The organism is Pseudomonas sp. LAP_36, assembly GCF_019456785.1.
In the GTDB taxonomy this organism is placed as follows: Bacteria; Pseudomonadota; Gammaproteobacteria; order Pseudomonadales; family Pseudomonadaceae; genus Aquipseudomonas; species Aquipseudomonas tritici.
Genome location: NZ_JAHZMS010000002.1, coordinates 909043 through 926026, shown reverse-complemented (window position 1 = coordinate 926026; position 16984 = coordinate 909043). Strand labels below are relative to the sequence as shown.

Genomic DNA, 16984 nt, shown 5'->3' with positions numbered 1-16984 from the left:
CCAGATGAAAGTTCCTAAAAACTAAGAAAAAAGAGTTTTTTTGCGGGCAATAAAAAGCCCTGCGATAAGACAGGGCTTTTTCAGTACACCTGGTTATTAATCGTGCAGGGTTTCTGCGGCGTACAAGGTGTTTTCCAATAGGCAGGCACGCGTCATCGGGCCAACTCCACCCGGTACTGGAGTAATCCAGCCGGCGCGGGGCAGGGCGGTTTCGTACACCACGTCCCCCACCAGTTTGCCGTCTTCCTGGCGGTTGATGCCCACGTCGATGACGATGGCGCCTTGCTTGATCCACTCACCCTTGACCAGGCCCGGCTTACCGGCGGCGACAACGACCAGATCGGCGCGGCCAACGTGGCCGGCGAGGTCTTTGGTGAAGCGGTGGGTGACGGTCACGGTGCAGCCGGCCAGCAGCAGTTCCATGGCCATCGGGCGGCCGACGATGTTGGACGCGCCGACAACCACGGCATCAAGGCCATACAGGTCGACACCGGTGCTTTCCAGCAGGGTCATGATGCCTTTCGGCGTGCACGGGCGCAGCAGCGGGATACGCTGGGCCAGGCGGCCGACGTTATAAGGGTGGAAGCCGTCGACGTCCTTGTCCGGGCGGATGCGCTCCAGCAATTTGGACGCGTCCAGGTGCTCGGGCAAAGGCAGTTGGAGCAGGATGCCATCGATCTTCGGGTCGTCGTTGAGACCGTCGATCAGGTCAGTAAGCGCCTGCTGGGTGGTCTCGGAAGGTAAGTCGTAGGCTTTGGAAATAAAGCCGACCTCTTCACAGTCTTTGCGCTTGTGCGAGACATAAACCTGGGACGCAGGATCGCTGCCGACCAGGATCACCGCGAGGCCAGGCGTGCGCAGGCCTTGCTGGCCACGCTCGGTGACGCGTTTGGCGATCTGCTGGCGCAGGCTGGCGGCGATTGATTTGCCGTCGATAAGTTGTGCAGTCATTACGCGTGATTAACCATCGAGAGGGGGAAGAAAAGTGCGCGCATTCTCGCATGCCATGACGTGAGGGCAAAGGCGCTTGGTCTGCAAATTGCCCTAACCCCTTAAATAAAATCAGTTTTTTTCAAAAAAGATTTGACGGGTTTCCAGGCCCTCTATACTATTCGTCGCACTTGTCGGGCACAGCCTAGCACTGGTTAAGAAGGTCGAGCAGAATAGAGTGTTGTTCTGCAAGGCTGGAAGCACTTAGTTTGTAATCCTCCAAGAGTACAGATTAATCAGGCGCCCGTAGCTCAGCTGGATAGAGCATCCGCCTTCTAAGCGGATGGTCGCAGGTTCGAGTCCTGCCGGGTGCGCCATTAGGCAGCTTTGGCACAAGTAGCGCTAGTTGGTGGGCGTAGCTCAGTTGGTAGAGCACGGGATTGTGACTCCCGTTGTCGAGGGTTCGATCCCCTTCGTCCACCCCATATTTTGAAAAGGCGCCAGATTAATCGTCTGGCGCCTTTGCTTTAAGAGCTACAAGCGCGGATGTGGTGGAATTGGTAGACACACTGGATTTAGGTTCCAGCGCCGCGAGGCGTAAGAGTTCGAGTCTCTTCATCCGCACCAAACAAGGCTTGGCCATGTCGAAAGGCAGGGCAGGGCTAAACAAAGAAGTGGTTTGGTTTCTTTGTTAACGCAATATGGTGGGCGTAGCTCAGTTGGTAGAGCACGGGATTGTGACTCCCGTTGTCGAGGGTTCGATCCCCTTCGTCCACCCCATATTCGAAAGGCGCCAGATTTAACAGTCTGGCGCCTTTTTTGGTTTCAGCGGTACGAATATTCGGCGGCTGCAGGTAGTGGGTCGCAACGGCAGGGCGTTTCGTCGTATTTATGTATCTCGATGATGCCGCACTGCCTGCTGGCCCTGTTTGAGGGGTTGGCCGCCAAGGGGGTGCAGACGACTTCTTCTATATATAGAAGAGGCGGCGCAGAGCCCTGGCGTACTTGGCTGTATTTGTCACCGGGGCGAGGTGCGTCAGTGCCTTCGTACCGATAAATTGCCGGCTGTTTTCGGGCGTATTTTCAGTAGGGTGACTTCTTGAGTTTGACCCACTAGAATGCATGCCCTTGATTGGGGTCGGAAATGGCCGGCTAACGTCTGTGCAACGAGGAATATCCATGCAAGTTTCTGTTGAAAATACTACTGCTCTCGAGCGCCGCCTGAGCATCACCGTTCCGGCAGAGCGTATTGAGACTGCGGTCAACAAGCGTCTGCAGCAGACTGCCCAAAAGGCCAAGATCGCTGGTTTCCGTCCAGGCAAAGTGCCAATGAGCGAAATCAAGCGCCGTTTTGGTGCTGATGCGCGCCAGGAAGCTGTTGGTGACGTAATCCAGGCTTCTTTCTACGAAGCAGTGGTTGAGCAAAAGCTGAACCCAGCAGGTTCGCCGTCGATCGAGCCTAAGTCCCTCGAAGCGGGCAAGGACCTGGAATACGTTGCCGTATTCGAAGTGTTCCCAGAATTCGAAGTGGCCGGTTTCGACGGTATTGCTATCGAGCGCCTGAGCGCCGAAGTGGCTGATTCGGACCTGGACAACATGCTGGAAATCCTGCGCAAGCAGAACACCCGTTTTGAAGTAGCCGAGCGTGCTGCCCAGAACGAAGACCAGTTGAACATCGATTTCGTTGGCAAGGTTGACGGCGAAGTCTTCGCTGGCGGCTCCGCCAAGGGTACTCAGCTGGTGCTGGGTTCCAACCGCATGATCCCTGGCTTTGAAGACGGCCTGGTTGGCGCCAAAGCCGGCGAAGAGCGTGTTCTGAACCTGGAATTCCCTGCTGACTACCAGAACCTGGACCTGGCTGGCAAAGCCGCCGAGTTCACCGTGACCGTCAACAGCGTTTCCGAGCCTAAGCTGCCTGAGCTGAACGAAGAGTTCTTCGCTCAATTCGGTATCAAGGAAACCGGCATCGAAGGCTTCCGCACCGAAGTTCGCAAGAACATGGAGCGCGAGCTGCGTCAGGCCATCAAATCCAAGGTCAAGAACCAGGTCATGGACGGTCTGCTGGCTGCCAACCCGATCGAAGTGCCTAAGGCACTGCTGTCCAACGAAGTGGATCGCCTGCGCGTACAAGCTGTTCAGCAATTTGGTGGCAACATCAAGCCTGATCAACTGCCGGCCGAGCTGTTCGAAGAGCAAGCCAAGCGCCGCGTCGTCCTGGGTCTGATCGTGGCAGAAGTGGTCAAGCAGTTCGACCTCAAGCCTGACGAAGACCGCGTTCGCGAAATGATCCAGGAAATGGCTTCGGCCTACCAGGAGCCTGAGCAGGTTGTGGCTTGGTACTACAAGAACGACCAGCAACTGAACGAAGTACGTTCGGTTGTGCTGGAAGAACAAGTTGTGGATACTGTTCTGCAGAAGGCTAAGGTGACCGATAAAGCGGTCTCTTACGAAGAAGCAGTCAAACCGGCGGAAGCACCACAAGCCGACTGATTGTCCAACTCGTTGGAAATTCAACCATAAGCCAGCCTCGCGCTGGCTTATGCGTTTTCAAGACATGACTATTTGGGAGTAACTGCAGAGCATGTTCCGTAATTCCTATATTCAGCAGAACTCTGATATCCAGGCCGCTGGCGGCCTGGTCCCGATGGTTGTCGAGCAGTCCGCTCGTGGCGAACGCGCCTACGACATCTACTCGCGCCTGCTCAAGGAGCGAGTGATTTTTCTGGTGGGCCCGGTAGAGGACTACATGGCCAACCTGATCTGTGCGCAGCTGCTGTTCCTTGAAGCGGAAAACCCGGACAAGGACATCCATCTCTACATCAACTCACCGGGCGGTTCGGTGACTGCGGGCATGTCGATCTACGACACCATGCAATTCATCAAGCCGAACGTATCCACCACTTGCATTGGCCAGGCTTGCAGCATGGGCGCGTTCCTGCTGACTGCGGGTGCCGAAGGCAAGCGTTATTGCCTGCCTAACTCGCGCGTGATGATTCACCAGCCACTGGGCGGTTTCCAGGGCCAGGCGTCGGACATCGAAATCCACGCCAAGGAAATCCTGTTCATTCGCGAGCGTCTCAATACGTTGATGGCCAAGCACAGCGGGCACACCCTGGAAGAAATCGAGCGCGATACCAACCGCGACAACTTCATGAGTGCCGAGGCCGCGCGTGACTACGGGCTGATCGACGCCGTGATCGACAAGCGCCCCGCTTAATATAAGCCGCTCAAAATAGGGCCGGTCGGCATGTCCGACCACTGGCGGGCTTGAAAAAGCCCGCATAAGCCTTCATCTTGTGTTGCAAGCCTATCGGATTTGGATCGAACGAATGACTGACACCCGCAACGGCGAGGACAACGGCAAGCTGCTCTATTGCTCCTTCTGTGGCAAAAGCCAGCATGAAGTACGCAAATTGATTGCCGGCCCCTCGGTCTTTATCTGCGACGAGTGCGTCGACCTGTGCAATGACATCATCCGTGAGGAGGTGCAGGAAGCCCAGGCCGAAAGCAGCGCGCATAAATTGCCTTCGCCTAAAGAAATCAGCGGCATCCTTGATCAATACGTGATTGGTCAAGAGCGTGCAAAGAAGGTTTTGGCCGTAGCGGTATACAACCACTACAAGCGCTTGAACCAGCGTGACAAGAAAGGCGACGAAGTCGAACTCGGCAAGAGCAACATCTTGCTGATCGGTCCTACAGGCTCGGGTAAAACCCTGCTTGCAGAAACCCTCGCTCGTCTGCTCAACGTTCCGTTCACTATCGCCGACGCCACCACCCTCACCGAGGCTGGATACGTGGGTGAAGACGTCGAGAACATCATTCAGAAGCTGCTGCAGAAGTGCGACTACGACGTAGAGAAAGCCCAGATGGGTATTGTCTACATCGACGAAATCGATAAGATTTCGCGCAAGTCTGACAACCCGTCGATCACTCGGGATGTTTCCGGTGAAGGCGTGCAGCAAGCCCTGTTGAAACTGATCGAAGGCACGGTTGCTTCCGTACCGCCACAAGGCGGCCGCAAGCACCCGCAGCAGGAATTCCTTCAGGTTGATACGCGCAACATCCTGTTCATCTGTGGCGGTGCGTTCTCCGGGCTGGAAAAAGTTATCCAGCAACGTTCCACCCGGGGCGGCATTGGTTTCGGTGCAGAAGTACGCAGCAAGGAAGAAGGCAAGAAGGTGGGCGAGTCCCTGCGTGAAGTCGAGCCTGACGATCTGGTCAAGTTCGGTCTGATCCCGGAATTCGTTGGCCGTCTGCCCGTCCTGGCCACGTTGGACGAATTGGATGAGGCTGCTCTGATTCAGATCCTCACCGAGCCGAAAAACGCCCTGACCAAGCAATACGCCAAGCTGTTCGAGATGGAAGGTGTAGACCTCGAGTTCCGTACCGACGCACTCAAATCAGTGGCCAAGCGGGCACTGGAGCGCAAGACCGGTGCACGTGGCCTGCGTTCGATTCTGGAAGGCGTGTTGCTCGACACCATGTACGAAATCCCCTCGCAGTCCGAGGTGAGTAAAGTGGTGATCGACGAAAGCGTTATAGAAGGCAAGTCCAAGCCACTGTATATCTACGAAAACAGTGAGCCGGCTGCCAAGGCTGCGCCAGACGCGTAAGCGTTTCGCAGTTTCGGTATAAACAAGGGGCCTCCAGGGGCCCCTTTGTTTTTACAGCGTTTTTACTCCAAAGCGTTTACTGCGTTTAACTGCTGGCAATAAGCTTGTTTTTTTTGCATGCAGCCCCCATCTTGGTTTCAAGTTTATTTTTCAACTGTCATAGAGGCGAAATCATGAAGACAACCATTGAATTGCCTCTCCTGCCGTTGCGTGATGTCGTCGTCTATCCGCACATGGTTATCCCGCTGTTCGTGGGGCGCGAGAAGTCTATCGAAGCCCTCGAGGCCGCGATGACGGGCGACAAGCAGATCCTGCTGTTGGCCCAGAGAAATCCTGCTGATGATGATCCAGGCGAAGATGCCCTGTATCGCGTGGGCACCATTGCTACCGTGCTGCAATTGCTCAAGCTGCCTGATGGCACTGTCAAGGTGCTGGTGGAAGGTGAGCAACGGGGTGCGGTCGAACGCTTCATGGAGGTGGACGGCCACCTGCGCGCCGAAGTCGCGCTGATCGACGAAGTCGAAGCCCCTGAGCGTGAGTCGGAAGTTTTTGTACGCAGCCTGCTCTCGCAATTCGAGCAGTATGTGCAGTTGGGCAAGAAAGTCCCGGCTGAAGTCCTGTCTTCCCTCAACAGCATTGATGAGCCAAGCCGCCTGGTCGACACCATGGCCGCGCACATGGCGCTGAAAATCGAGCAGAAGCAAGACATCCTCGAAATCATCGACCTGTCGGCCCGTGTTGAGCATGTGCTAGCGCTGCTGGATGGCGAAATCGACCTGTTGCAGGTTGAGAAACGCATCCGTGGCCGTGTGAAGAAACAAATGGAGCGCAGCCAGCGCGAGTACTACCTGAATGAGCAGATGAAGGCCATCCAGAAAGAACTCGGCGACAGCGAGGAAGGCCACAACGAAATCGAAGAGCTGAAAAAGCGCATCGATGCCGCCGGCCTGCCGAAAGACGCCCTGACCAAGGCTAACGCCGAGCTGAACAAGCTCAAGCAAATGTCGCCGATGTCGGCTGAAGCCACCGTGGTGCGCTCCTACATCGACTGGCTGGTGCAGGTGCCGTGGAAGGCCCAGACCAAAGTGCGCCTGGACCTGGCTCGCGCTGAGGATATCCTCGACGCCGATCACTACGGCCTCGAAGAAGTCAAAGAACGCATCCTCGAATACCTCGCCGTGCAAAAGCGCGTGAAGAAAATTCGTGGGCCGGTGTTGTGCCTGGTGGGGCCGCCTGGCGTGGGTAAAACCTCCCTGGCTGAGTCGATTGCCAATGCCACCAACCGTAAATTCGTGCGCATGGCCCTCGGCGGTGTGCGCGATGAAGCGGAAATTCGTGGTCATCGCCGGACTTACATCGGTTCGATGCCAGGAAGATTGATTCAAAAGATGACGAAAGTGGGTGTGCGCAACCCGCTGTTCCTGCTCGATGAAATCGACAAAATGGGCAGCGACATGCGTGGCGATCCGGCATCGGCCCTGCTCGAAGTGCTCGACCCGGAACAGAACCACAATTTCAACGACCATTACCTGGAAGTCGATTACGACCTGTCCGACGTAATGTTCCTGTGCACCTCCAACTCCATGAACATCCCGCCAGCGTTGCTGGACCGGATGGAAGTGATTCGTCTGCCGGGCTACACCGAAGACGAGAAGATCAACATCGCGGTCAAATACCTCGCGCCCAAGCAGATTTCGGCCAACGGCCTGAAGAAGGGCGAGATCGAGTTCGAGCTCGAAACGATCCGCGACATCGTGCGTTATTACACCCGCGAGGCCGGTGTACGGGGCCTGGAGCGCCAGATCGCGAAAATCTGCCGCAAAGCGGTCAAGGAACATGCGCTGGAAAAACGCTTCTCGGTGAAGGTCACCGCCGACTCCCTGGAGCATTTCCTGGGCGTGCGTAAATTCAGTTACGGCCTGGCCGAGCAACAGGACCAGGTAGGGCAGGTCACTGGCCTGGCGTGGACCCAAGTGGGCGGCGAATTGCTGACCATCGAAGCTGCGGTGATCCCGGGCAAAGGCCAACTGATCAAGACCGGTTCCCTGGGTGACGTGATGGTCGAGTCCATCACTGCCGCGCAGACCGTGGTGCGCAGCCGCGCCAAGAGCCTGGGGATCCCCCTGGACTTCCATGAGAAGCACGACACGCACATCCACATGCCGGAAGGGGCGACCCCGAAGGACGGCCCTAGCGCAGGCGTAGGGATGTGCACGGCCCTGGTGTCGGCATTGACTGGCATTCCGGTGCGTGCCGATGTCGCTATGACCGGGGAAATTACCCTGCGTGGTCAAGTACTGGCTATCGGTGGTCTGAAGGAGAAATTGCTCGCCGCACACCGGGGTGGCATCAAGACCGTGATCATTCCTGAAGAGAATGTTCGCGACTTGAAAGAAATTCCTGACAATATCAAGCAGGATCTTCAGATTAAACCGGTTAAATGGATTGACGAGGTCCTGCAAATTGCGCTGCAATACGCGCCGGAGCCCTTGCCGGATGTGGCTCCGGAGATTGTCGCGAAGGATGAAAAACGCGAGTCAGATTCCAAGGAAAGAATTAGCACGCATTAATGCGATTAAGCCGGGTGGCTTCCTTGACAGCTTTTTAGAGCCCTTGTTATAAAGCGGCTCTTAAGTGTCTGTAGGCCATTCAGCACTGGCTTTTGTTTTTACCAAAAAACTTAGAATCATACTCAATAGAAATATAAGGGGACTTAGAGTGAACAAGTCGGAACTGATTGATGCTATCGCTGCATCCGCTGATATCCCGAAAGCTGCTGCTGGCCGTGCGCTGGATGCAGTAATCGAATCCGTCACTGGCGCTCTGAAGGCCGGCGACTCCGTGGTCCTGGTAGGCTTCGGTACTTTCTCTGTGACTGACCGCCCAGCTCGCACTGGCCGTAACCCACAGACTGGCAAAGCACTGCAAATCGCTGCTGCCAAGAAACCAGGTTTCAAAGCCGGTAAAGCCCTGAAAGAAGCCGTTAACTAAGCTTCGCTCAAGCCTTACCTACCCGGGTCGGACGCAGGTCTGGCCTGGCAGCGGAGCGGCAGTTGACCTACGTATCCATTGGGTCGCTACGCCGGGGGTGTGGGTTCAAACCCCCGTCCGCTCCGCCAGTTACGAGAAGGCGCATCCTCGGATGCGCCTTTCTTCTATCCGGACTCTACCCACGCTCCACGGTTGCCTATTTTTGAAGTTCAACCGTTTCTGGGGGACGCATGCTGCAAAATATCAGGGACAATTCACAAGGCTGGATTGCCAAGACCATTATCGGGATCATCGTCGCATTGATGGCGTTCACCGGTATCGAAGCCATTTTCCAGGCTTCGGGTAACAGTAAACAGGACGTGGCCAAGGTCAACGGTGAAGAGATCACCCAGACCGAGCTGAGCCAAGCCGTCGACATGCAACGTCGCCAGCTGATGCAACAGCTGGGCAAGGATTTCGATGCTTCGCTGCTGGACGAAAAACTGCTGCGCGAGGCGGCCCTCAAGGGTCTGATCGATCGCAAGCTGCTGCTGCAAGGTGCGGCCGATTCCAAGTTTGGCTTCTCTGAAGCTGCGCTGGACCAGGTGATCCTGCAGACGCCGGAGTTCCAGGTGGACGGCAAGTTCAGCGCCGAACGCTTTGACCAGGTGATTCGTCAACTGGGCTACAGCCGTATGCAATTCCGTCAGATGCTGACCCAGGAAATGCTCATCGGTCAGGTTCGCGCAGGTATCGCCGGCAGTGGTTTCGTCACCGACGCCGAAGTGCTGGCATTCGCCCGTCTGGAAAAACAGACCCGCGACTTCGCCACCGTCAACATCAAGGCCAACCCTGCCGCGGTGAAACTCACCGACGACGAGGTCAAGGCTTACTACGATCAGCACGCCAAAGAGTTCATGACCCCTGATCAAGTGGTTATCGACTACCTGGAACTGAAGAAGTCGTCCTTCTTCGACCAGGTCAGCGTCAAGGACGATGAGCTGCAGGCTGCCTATCAGAAAGAAACCGCCAACCTCGCTGAACAGCGTCGTGCGGCGCACATCCTGATTGAAGTCAACGACAAGGTCACCGACGCGCAAGCCAAGGCCAAGATCGAAGAAATCCAGGCCCGCCTGGCCAAGGGGGAGAAGTTCGAAGCCCTGGCCAAGGAGTTCTCCCAGGATCCAGGTTCGGCCAACAGTGGCGGCGATCTGGGCTTTGCCGGCCCAGGCGTCTACGACCCGGAGTTTGAAACCGCGTTGTACGCGTTGAACAAGGACCAGGTCTCGGCGCCAGTGCGCAGCACCTTCGGTTGGCACTTGATCAAGCTGTTGGGCGTTGAGGCACCGCAAGTGCCAACGTTTGCCAGCCTGAAAGACAAGTTGACCAAAGAGCTCAAGGCGCAGCAAGTCGAGCAGCGTTTTGTCGAAGCGACCAAGCAATTGGAAGATGCGGCATTTGAAGCGTCCGACCTGGCCCAGCCGGCATCCGACCTGAAGCTGACCGTGCATACCTCCGCGCCGTTTGGCCGTGAAGGTGGCGAAGTTGTTGCAGCCAACCGTGCCGTGGTCACCGCTGCCTTCAGCCCGGAAGTGTTGGATGAGGGTGCCAACAGCGCCGCCATCGAGCTGGACCCGGAAACCATCATCGTGCTGCGTGCCAAGGAGCATCTGAAGCCTGCGCAACTGCCGCTGGAAAGCGTCAATGCCGCGATTCGTACGCAGATGGCCAAGGAGCGCGCCAGCGCGGCTGCCAAGACTCACGCTGACGAATTGATCGCCAGCCTGCGTGATGGCAAGACCCCGCTGAACCAGCCGGTCGACGGCCAGGCCTGGAAGGTCACTGAAGCGGCTACCCGTAGCCAGGAAGCGATCGACCCTGCGGTGTTGCAAGCCCTGTTCCGCATGCCCAAGCCTGCGGCCAAGGACAAGCCGACCTTCGCCACCGTGACCCTGGCTGACGGCAGCCTGGTGATCGTGCGCTTGAACGGCGTCAACGAAGCCGCTGCACCAACGGATGAAGAAAAGGCGCAATACCGCCGCTTCCTCGCTTCCCGTGTCGGGCAGCAGGACTTCGCGGCGTACCGCAAGCAGTTGGAAACCAAGGCTGACATCAAGAAGTACTGATGTCGGTTTGAACAAGAAGCCCCCGGCCTGAAAAGTCCGGGGGTTTTTTTATGTGCGCTAGACTGGGCATTCACTGTCGCGGACCAAGGAGTTTTCAGCGTGTTCGATCAAGGAAGTGAGGGGGTGGTGATCCGCCGGGCCAGTGTGGCGGATGCCCCGGCGGTTTTGCAGGTGTTCGACGAAGTGATTGCCTGGTTCGTGTCCATCGGCAATAACGGTCAATGGGGAACCGAGCCTTGGTCGGCCTCGCCGCGGCGGGTTGCGCAAGTAACCGATGCCTGCGCGATGCCGGGTGCGTGGGTGGTAGAGGAACGCGGCGGCCGGGTCCTGGCCGCACTCGTGTTGGGCGAGCCCATGGCTTATGTGCCCGCAGCGACAGAGCCGGAGGTCTATGTGCGGCTGCTGATCGCTGCGCGGGATCAGCGTGTACGGGGTATCGGTCGGCGCCTCATGGCCTTCGCCGACGACCGTGCCCGTGCTGCGGGAGTGAGGCGTTTGCGTGTGGACTGCTACGGCGGTGGGACCGGCGACCTGGTGCGGTTTTATGAGTCCTGTGGCTATGAGCGCATTTCAACGTTCGACCTGGAGGGATGGCCGGGCCAGTTGTTGGGGCGCAGCCTGTAGAGCGCCGGCCAGGGCCAGCAGCATCAGCAGCACAACCGCCCACGGAAATGCGCCGACACCCCACCCCTGGAGCAACACGCCGCCTGCCAAACCGCCGCCCGCGATGCCCAGGTTCCAAACGGTCACCAGCATCGACTGCGCGGCATCCGCCGACTCGCCTGCCGACTTGGCCAGCGCTGTTTGCAGGAGCGCGGGCAGTCCGCCGAAGGCCAGGCCCCATAGCGCGACGGCGGTGTAGATGACCGCTGGCAGGTCAATCCAGAACGCCAGCGCAAAGGCGATCAGGCCAAACAGCGCGCAACTGATCAGCAACAGTGCGCGCAACCACCGATCAATCAATACGCCGGCCAGCCAGATGCTCAATAATGCGGCGAGGCCGAACACCAGCAGCAGCCGGTCGATATCCGCAACAATTCCCGCCGGTACCAACAGCGGGGCGATATAGGTATAGAGAATGTTATGGGCCAGCACGTAGGTGAAGGTCACCCACAGCACCGGACGAATGCCCGGCAATGTCAGCACTTGATGCAGCCCCAAACGTTTTCCGCCGCGTTCGCCGGCAAAATCCGGAAGCTGCCAGCGCGCCCAGATCAGTAGCACCAGGGTCAGCCCGGTCATGATCGCAAAACTCAGGCGCCAGCCAACCGCGGCGCCCAGAAAGGTGCCGGCGGGTACACCCAATGACAGCGCCAACGGGGCGCCCAGCATTGCCACCGCAATCGCCCGGCCCTGCAGATGTGGCGCAACCATTCTGCTGGCATAACCCGCCAGTAACGCCCAGAGCAGCCCGGCGAATACGCCGGCGAAGAAGCGCGCCACCAAGGTCAGCCCATAGTGGCTGGAAAGGGCGGTCACGCTGTTGACCAGCGCAAAGCCACCAATGGCCACCAGCAACAAGGGCCGCCGTCGCCAGCCTCGCGTCAACAGCGTCAACGGGATGGCCGCCAGCAGTGACCCCAGGGCGTAAAGCGTAACCAATTGGCCAACCAGCGCGGGCGAAACGCCCAGGCCTTCGCCCATCTGCGGCAGGAGCCCGGCAGGCATGGCTTCGGTGAGGATGGTGATAAAGCCGGCACTGGCCAGGGCCAGCAAGCCTGCCATCGGCAGTGTTTCAGGCCGGGTTGTGACGGGGGAATCGGTGAGGGAGGTCATCGCGCTCTGTCCATGCAAAAGGTCGAGCACGCAGAGTAGGGGGCTGTGGTCGGCGGAAAAACAGGCTAAGGTTCCGAACTTATCGGACCTTAGTGTCCGCAATCTTCAAAGGCCCATCATGGACAGTCTTGGCAGACTCTCGGTATTCGTGCAGGTGGCGGAGACTCGCAGTTTCACCGCCGCCGGGCGTGCGCTGGGGGTGTCGTCTTCGGCCGTAGGCAAAAGCATCGCGCGGATGGAAGAGCGCTTGGGTGTGCGGCTGTTTCACCGCAGCACCCGCAGCATCACCTTGACCAGCGAGGGCGCGCTGTTCCTTGAGCGTTCGCGGCGTATCCTTGCCGAAGTCGAGGCCGCTGAGCGCGAGCTGACCGAAGCCAGCGCCACGCCTCGGGGCAAGCTGCGCATCAGCGTGCCGCAAGTGCGCGGTTTGTTGATGCCGGTGCTCAGCGATTTTATGCGGGCCTACCCGGATATCGAGCTGGATGTGGATTTTTCCGACCGCATGGTGGACGTGATCGAGGAAGGTTTCGACGCGGTTATTCGCACTGGCAAACCGGAAGATTCGCGCCTGATGGCCCGTCATCTGGGGCATTACCAATTGGTGCTGGTCGGTACACCGGCTTATTTTCGCCAGCATGGCACGCCGAAAGAGCCGCAGCAGTTGAGCGAGCATGCCTGCCTGCGCCACAAGTTCTGTACCACAGGCAAACTGGAACCTTGGCCGCTGCGCATCGCCCCCGGCGCCTCGGAACCCTTTTTACGCGCGCCTCTGGTCAGTACCACCATCGAGTCCCTCAACCATGTGGTGCACGAAGGGTTGGGTATCGCTTGCCTGCCGGACTATATGGTCAACCGCGCTGTGCGCGAGGGGCGCCTGCAAAGGGTACTGGATGACTACCTTGAACACCGGGGCAGTTTCTGGATGTTGTGGCCATCAAGTCGCCATGCGTCGGTTAAATTGCGCGTATTTGTTGATCACATGTGCGCCGGGCTTTTTCCTACAGGTGGCGTCTCATAGGGCTGTGACGTTTTACCGACAGGAATGCGCGCGCCAAGGCCTCGTTCTGTTGCACAATACGGCCCTGACTGTTTTCCTCGGGATTTTCAATGTCGACATCATTTTACTTGCGTGGCCTTGGGGTGGCGCTGGTGTTGGCGGGCGCCGCGGGCTGCTCGTCACCCAAGACCGCTATCTATGAACATGAGAGCTTCGACGACTCCGGCACGTTTTCACGGGATTACCCGGTCAGTGATGTCGCCGCGTGCGAAGCCGCGCGGCGTGCCCTGCTGAGCCAGGGCTACATCATCACCAGTAACGATTCGAAAGTGGTCGTGGGTAACAAGAGCTTTCAGCAGACGGGCGAGAGCCACCTGCAGATCAGCTTCAACGTGGTGTGTGCCGATGATGGCAAAGGCACCAACCATTCAACGATGTTTGCCAACGCCTTGCAGGATCGCTACGCGCTGAAGAAGGTCAACAACTCCGCGAGTGTGGGGGTGGGTGTGCTGGGGTCCGTGTCGATGCCAATCGGCTCTACCGATGACTCGATGGTGAAGGTGGCCAGTGAGACCGTGTCCGCGCCGAAGTTCTATGATCGTTACTTTGCGCTGGTGGATGTGTTCCTGCCGCAAGAGGTGAAGAAGGCCGAGAATATCCCTGAGAAGCCGAAGGCTGACCTGGGGGTGCCGGAACCTAAAGCCGCCCCGGCTGCCGAGAAGGTCGAGCCGCCGAAGGACGCGCCTGCCGCTTCACAACCCGTCACGCCGCCTGCCGAGGCCGCGCCGATTGCCCCGCAAGCAGAGCCTGCACCGGCTGCCACCAACCCGGAGTTGCCTGCGCCGACCGAAGCGATTCCGCCCCTGCCGACGCCTGCACAGTAACTCAGACCGCTACGGGGTTCGTCTTGTCGACGTTGATCCCGTAGCGGCTGATTGCCTCACTGACTTTATCGCGACCGATCACACCGTCATCCGCCAGCGCCTTCAAGGCCGCCAGCACGATGAAGTGCCGGTCCACTTCGAAAAATGCCCGCAGGGTTTCTCGGGTATCCGATTGCCCGAAGCCATCCGTACCCAGTGCCACAAAGCGCCGGCCAGGCACGAAAGGGCGGATCTGATCGGCGAATAGCTTCATGTAGTCCGTCGCCACCACCACGGGTCCCGTTTCACCGGCCAGGCATTGCTCCACATAACTTGGCCGTGGCTCGCTCTCCGGGTGCAGCAGGTTCCAGCGCTCGGCCTCATGGCCATCGCGACGCAATTCGGTAAGGCTGGTTGCGCTCCACACGTTGCTTTGCACGCCAAAGTCTTTCTCCAGCAATTCAGCCGCCGCCATGACTTCCCGCAGGATTGAGCCACTGCCCATCAGTTGCACCTGGGCCTGCTCGCTGGCATTCAGTCGGTACATACCCTTGAGAATTCCATCTTCCACGCCATCAGGCATCGCCGGGTGCGGGTAGTTTTCGTTGAGCAGGGTGATGTAGTAGTAAATGTCCTCTTGGTCGACATACATCCGCCGCATGCCTTCGCGAATGATCACCGCCAGCTCGTAGGCAAACGTCGGGTCGTAAGACACACAGCACGGAATCACCGACGACAGGATATGGCTGTGCCCATCGTCATGTTGCAAGCCTTCGCCCATCAGCGTGGTGCGGCCGGCCGTGGCGCCGAGCAGGAAGCCGCGCGCCCTTGCATCGCCTGCCGCCCAGGCAAGGTCACCGACGCGCTGGAAGCCGAACATGGAGTAGAAAATATAGAACGGAACGGTCATCAGGCCGTGGTTGCTGTAGGACGTACTCGCCGCGATCCATGAGGAAATGGCGCCGGATTCATTCAGGCCTTCCTGCATGATCTGTCCGTCCTTGCTCTCCTTGTAGTAGCTCAGTTGCCCGGCGTCCTGTGGGGTATAGAGCTGGCCGACGGCGGAATGGATACCGATCTGACGGAACAGGCTTTCCATGCCGAAGGTGCGCGATTCATCTGGCACGATGGGCACGATCAGTTTGCCCAGGTGCGGGTCCTTGAGCAGGGTGCCAAGGATGCGCACGAAGGCCATGGTAGTGGAGATCGCGCGTTCGCCGGTGTCTTTAAGCTGGGTGGCAAAGGCGCTCAGTTCAGGGATTTGCAACGATTCGACCGCACTGTGTCGCGCCGGTACGTAGCCGCCGAGGGCCTGGCGGCGTGCAGCGAAGTAGCGGGCTTCTTCGCTATCCGCGGCAGGCTTGATGTATGGGATTTCGGCGAGTTGGTCGTCGGCCACTTCCAGGCCGAAGCGGTCGCGGAAGGCTCTTACAGCGTCGGCGCCCATTTTCTTGAGTTGGTGGTTGATGTTCTGGCCTTCGCCAGCTTCGCCCATGCCAAAGCCCTTGACGGTTTTCGCCAGGATCACGGTAGGTCGGCCGTTGTGGCGCACGGCGGCGGCGTAGGCGTTGTAGACCTTGTCCGGGTCATGCCCGCCCCGTGAAAGTTTCCAGATATCGTCGTCGGACATGTCCGCAACCAACGCCAGCAATTCCGGATATTTGCCGAAGAAATGTTCGCGCACATAAGCGCCGTTCTGGGACTTGTAGTTCTGATAGTCGCCGTCCACGCATTCCATCATGCGCTGGCGCAGCAGGCCGCTTTGATCTTTTTCCAGCAGCGCGTCCCAGCCACCGCCCCAGATCACTTTGATCACGTTCCAGCCAGCGGCGCGGTACAGGCTTTCGAACTCCTGGATCACCTTGGCGTTGCCGCGCACGGGGCCGTCCAGGCGTTGCAGGTTGCAGTTGACCACGAAGATCAGGTTGTCGAGTTTCTCGCGACCCGCCAGGGAGATGGCGGCCAGGGATTCCGGCTGGTCCATTTCGCCATCACCGAGGAAGGCCCAGACTTTGCGCCCTTGGTGCTGCTTGAGGCCGCGCAATTCCAGATAGCGCATAAAGCGCGCCTGGTAAGCGGCGGTGATCGGGCCGAGGCCCATGGACACGGTGGGGAATTGCCAGAAGTCCGGCATCAGCCGTGGGTGCGGATAGGACGAAATGCCCTCGCCACCGGCCTCGCGGCGGAAGTTGTCGAGTTGCGCTTCGCTGATGCGGCCTTCCAGGTAGGCGCGGCCGTAAATGCCAGGGGAGGAGTGGCCCTGGATGTACACCAGGTCGCCGTCAAAGGTATCGGTGCGCCCACGGAAGAAGTGATCGAAGCCTACGTCATACAGCACAGCAGCTGACGCATAGGTCGCAATATGCCCACCAACGCCGGAGTGTTTGCCTGCACGCAATACCATCGCCATGGCGTTCCAGCGAATAAACGCATTGGTCCGGCGTTCGATGGCCAGGTTGCCAGGGTAGGGCAGTTGGCGGTCCACCGGGATGGTGTTGACGTAGGGGGTGGTCACCCGCCCATAGAAGTCGCCATGCCGCGCCACGTCGAAATCCAGCAACTGATCGATCAAGTAGTGCGCGCGCGGTCGGCCTTCGGTGGACAACACCGATTCGATGGACTCCAGCCACTCGCGGGTTTCCTGTGGATCGTCGTCGCGTCTGACTGCGTTGTTCGGGGTCATGTGGAGCTCCAGGGTAGGCGGAATTC

Annotated in this window: 12 protein-coding genes and 4 tRNA genes; 13 read left to right on the top strand and 3 right to left on the bottom strand. The window is 58.6% G+C overall.

All coding sequences use genetic code 11. The features are described from left to right. Positions 1-96 precede the first annotated feature (96 nt). The gene (gene folD / locus JBO08_RS09895; protein WP_065876001.1) at positions 97-951 is read right to left on the bottom strand and encodes a bifunctional methylenetetrahydrofolate dehydrogenase/methenyltetrahydrofolate cyclohydrolase FolD; all 855 of its coding nucleotides are present in this window, start codon (positions 949-951) and stop codon (positions 97-99) included. A 279-nt stretch (positions 952-1230) separates the two neighbouring features. Here folD and JBO08_RS09890 point away from each other — a divergent pair. The 11 genes from JBO08_RS09890 to JBO08_RS09840 all read left to right on the top strand — a co-directional run bounded on the left by JBO08_RS09890 (position 1231) and on the right by JBO08_RS09840 (position 11263). Then, positions 1231-1307 (top strand) — tRNA-Arg (locus JBO08_RS09890). A gap of 32 nt (positions 1308-1339) precedes the next feature. Then, a tRNA-His gene (locus tag JBO08_RS09885) sits at positions 1340-1415 on the top strand. A 57-nt stretch (positions 1416-1472) separates the two neighbouring features. Next, positions 1473-1557, top strand: a tRNA-Leu gene (locus JBO08_RS09880). 77 nt (positions 1558-1634) lie between these two features. Next, positions 1635-1710 (top strand) — tRNA-His (locus JBO08_RS09875). A gap of 399 nt (positions 1711-2109) precedes the next feature. Next, positions 2110-3420 carry a trigger factor gene (tig, locus tag JBO08_RS09870; RefSeq protein WP_065876002.1) on the top strand — a complete coding sequence of 437 codons (1311 nt, stop codon included), beginning with the start codon at positions 2110-2112 and terminating at the stop codon, positions 3418-3420. 91 nt (positions 3421-3511) lie between these two features. After that, on the top strand, positions 3512-4147 hold the full coding sequence (clpP, locus tag JBO08_RS09865) for an ATP-dependent Clp endopeptidase proteolytic subunit ClpP (RefSeq protein ID WP_017848147.1): 636 nt from the start codon (positions 3512-3514) through the stop codon (positions 4145-4147). 112 nt (positions 4148-4259) lie between these two features. Then, positions 4260-5543: an ATP-dependent Clp protease ATP-binding subunit ClpX gene (gene clpX, locus JBO08_RS09860; RefSeq protein WP_017136464.1), complete on the top strand. Its 1284-nt coding sequence runs from the start codon at positions 4260-4262 to the stop codon at positions 5541-5543. A gap of 173 nt (positions 5544-5716) precedes the next feature. Beyond that, positions 5717-8113, top strand: a complete 2397-nt coding sequence (lon, locus tag JBO08_RS09855; protein ID WP_065890721.1) for an endopeptidase La — start codon at positions 5717-5719, stop codon at positions 8111-8113. Positions 8114-8261: 148 nt separating this feature from the next. Beyond that, the gene (locus JBO08_RS09850) at positions 8262-8534 is read left to right on the top strand and encodes an HU family DNA-binding protein (RefSeq protein WP_003174819.1); all 273 of its coding nucleotides are present in this window, start codon (positions 8262-8264) and stop codon (positions 8532-8534) included. Between the two features lie 230 nt (positions 8535-8764). Continuing rightward, complete coding sequence (locus JBO08_RS09845) at positions 8765-10639, top strand: SurA N-terminal domain-containing protein (protein ID WP_220075209.1); 1875 nt, start codon at positions 8765-8767, stop codon at positions 10637-10639. A 99-nt stretch (positions 10640-10738) separates the two neighbouring features. After that, positions 10739-11263, top strand: a complete 525-nt coding sequence (locus tag JBO08_RS09840) for a GNAT family N-acetyltransferase (protein ID WP_065876005.1) — start codon at positions 10739-10741, stop codon at positions 11261-11263. Here JBO08_RS09840 and JBO08_RS09835 read toward each other — a convergent pair. Next, positions 11210-12415, bottom strand: a complete 1206-nt coding sequence (locus JBO08_RS09835) for an MFS transporter (protein WP_065876006.1) — start codon at positions 12413-12415, stop codon at positions 11210-11212. The genes JBO08_RS09840 and JBO08_RS09835 overlap by 54 nt on opposite strands. Before the next feature lie 118 nt (positions 12416-12533). Here JBO08_RS09835 and JBO08_RS09830 point away from each other — a divergent pair, with 118 nt between their 5' ends. Together JBO08_RS09830 and JBO08_RS09825 are read left to right on the top strand one after the other, a co-directional pair. Then, positions 12534-13433, top strand: a complete 900-nt coding sequence (locus JBO08_RS09830) for a LysR family transcriptional regulator (RefSeq protein WP_065876007.1) — start codon at positions 12534-12536, stop codon at positions 13431-13433. Between the two features lie 89 nt (positions 13434-13522). Next, the gene (locus tag JBO08_RS09825; RefSeq protein ID WP_065876008.1) at positions 13523-14296 is read left to right on the top strand and encodes a DUF2242 domain-containing protein; all 774 of its coding nucleotides are present in this window, start codon (positions 13523-13525) and stop codon (positions 14294-14296) included. Between the two features lies 1 nt (position 14297). Here the strand turns inward: JBO08_RS09825 and aceE are convergent, their stop codons facing one another. Further along, positions 14298-16958 carry a pyruvate dehydrogenase (acetyl-transferring), homodimeric type gene (gene aceE, locus JBO08_RS09820; protein WP_065876009.1) on the bottom strand — a complete coding sequence of 887 codons (2661 nt, stop codon included), beginning with the start codon at positions 16956-16958 and terminating at the stop codon, positions 14298-14300. Positions 16959-16984 lie beyond the last annotated feature (26 nt).